2 protein-coding genes are annotated in these 2415 nt (G+C 71.4%); both read right to left on the bottom strand.

Features of this window, described 5'->3' with window-relative positions; all coding sequences use genetic code 11:
• The coding region (locus BMG523DRAFT_RS22140; protein ID WP_043592310.1) for a condensation domain-containing protein at positions 1–1391 on the bottom strand (1391 nt) is incomplete at its 3' end.
• The coding region (locus BMG523DRAFT_RS22145) for a condensation domain-containing protein (protein ID WP_235463406.1) at positions 1388–2415 on the bottom strand (1028 nt) is incomplete at its 5' end. The genes BMG523DRAFT_RS22145 and BMG523DRAFT_RS22140, both read right to left, overlap by 4 nt.

A 2415-nucleotide genomic window follows, 5' to 3' on the forward strand; every position in this document is an offset into this window, starting at 1 on the left:
ACCCCAACCCCAACCCCAGTGTCATTCCACTCCTCCACCACCCGCACCCACTCAGCCGCACCCAACACCGGCACCCGACCCACCAACACCCCCGGATCCGCCGCCACAGCCTCCAGGATCCGTACCAACCGGGCCAGCAGCTCCGCGGCCGTCCGCTGGTCGAACAGGTCGGGCCGGTAGTCCACGTGCAGCGCCAGCCCGTCGCGGCCAGGCCGTATGCCCAGGGTGAGGGGATAGTGCGCGGCCTGCCGGCCACCGCGCGAGGTGACCCGCAGGCTGTCCGGGTCGGCCGCCGCGGGTGCCGCGGGTGCCACCGTCGGGTCGAACGGATAGTTCTCGTAGACCACGAGCGTGTCGAAGACCGCGCCGGGCCCGGCCTCGCGCTGGATCTCGGCCAGGCCGAGGTACTGGTGAGCCGTCAACGCGGACTGCCGGGCCTGCAAGGCCACCAGCATGTCGCAGACCCGCTGGGCCGGATCCAGCGGCACCCGGACCGGCAGCGTGTTGATGAACAGGCCCAGCATGTCCTCCACCCCGGGCAGCTCGGGCGGACGACCCGCGACGACCGCACCGAACACCACGTCGGACCGGCCGGCCAGGCGGCTGACCAGCATCGCCCACGCCCCCTGCACGACCGTGTTCAGCGTCACCCCGTGGGCCTGGGCCAGCTCGCGCAGCGCTCCGGTCGGCTCGGGGCCCAGGCGCAGCTCGGTGAGCTCGGTCATTACCGGATCCCGGCCCGGGTCCGCCACCACGACTCTGGTTGGCTCCTGCTTGCCGTCCAGCTCACGGCGCCAGGCCGCTCGCGCGGCCTGGCGGTCCTGCCTGCTCAGCCATACCAGGTAGTCACGGTAAGGCGGCACGGGCTTCAGCCCGCTGGAGTCGCCGCCCGCCCGGTACACCCCGAACAGCTCGCGTTTGAAGATCGGCAGCGACCAGCCGTCCAGCAGGATGTGATGGTTGGTGATCACCAGGCGGTGGCGCCGCGCACCGAACCGGATCAGCAGGAACCGCAGCAGCGGAGGTACGGCCGGGTCGAATCCGCGGTCCAGGTCCTCGGCGGCCAGCCGGTCGGCCTCCGCCTCGGCTCCGGCCGAAGGCAGCGCCGACACGTCCGCCTCACGCCATGGCAGCGCGACCCTGGCGGCGATGACCTGGACCGGCTGGGCAAGCCCGGCCGTCTGCCGGAACCCGGCCCGCAGGTTGGCGTGCCGGTCCAGCATCGCCTGCCCCGACGCGCGCAGGACCTCGGCGTCCAGCGGTCCCTCCAGCTCCATGACGTGCTGCCCGGAGTAGACGTCCACAGCCTGCTCGTCGAACGTGGCGTGGAACAGCAACCCCTCCTGCAACGGTGAGAGCGGCCATACTTCCGACAGCGCGGAGCGTTTCATGACGAGGTCCCCTTCTCGATCTCTGCCGCCATGGCCTCGAACTGCTCCACCTGGCGCTGGCCCAGCTCCAGCAATGGGAAGTCGGACGGGGTATGTCCCCCCGCCTCGGGGCGCGCGGCGTGCTCGGCCAGGCCGGTCAGCATCGCCACCCAGCCCTCGCCCAGTTCCCGGACGGCAGGCTCGGCCAGGACGCCGGGCGGCCAGGCCAGCGAGACGGTGAGCTCGGGGCCGTCCGCCCCGTCCCGCACGGCTCCCCCGGCCTCCAGCACGTGGGCTGCCGGAAGGTCGCCGGCCTCCCCGTCGAGGCCGATCGGCTGCCAGTCCGTGTCTTCGCCGGTACGACGGGCACCGGCGAAGCGGCCCAGGTAGTTGAAGGCGATCTGCGGGGTCGGTAGCGCCGCCAGGACCGGCCGCGTAGCGGGATTCAGGTGGCGCAGCAACCCATAGCCCAGGCCTTCGCCGGGGACCGCCCGCACCTGCTCCTTGACCTCCTTGATTATCCGGCCGGCGGCGGGGCCACCGGCGCGCAGGTCCGCAAGGTCGACGTCGGGCAGTTCCAGCCGTACGGGATGGACTCTGGTGAACCAGCCCACTGTTCGGGACAACTCGACGTCCTCGGCCAGCGGCTCGCGGCCATGTCCCTCCAGGTCGATCACGATGGCCTCCGACGCACCGTCACCCCGCCGCCGACGCCATTCGGTCACGGCGGCGGCGAGCCCGGCCAGCAGCACGTCGTTGATCCCGGCGTGGAACAGCGTAGGTACGGTCGTGAGCAGCGCCGCCGTCACCTCCAGGGACACCGAAAACGACAGCTGCCGCATACTCGACGCCACATCACGGGCCGGATCAAGCGGCCGGTCACCCAACAGGACGTCATCACNGGTAAGAATCCGCTGCCACACAGGCAGTTCCGCCACCCGAACCGGATCCTGCGCCTGAGCCCGAGCCAGCAGAGCCCAACGACGAAACGCCGTCCCCACCGGCTCCAACTCCACCCCACCACCAGCCACACAAGCCGCATAAG

The organism is Frankia sp. BMG5.23, assembly GCF_000685765.2.
Classification (GTDB): Bacteria; Actinomycetota; Actinomycetes; order Frankiales; family Frankiaceae; genus Frankia; species Frankia casuarinae.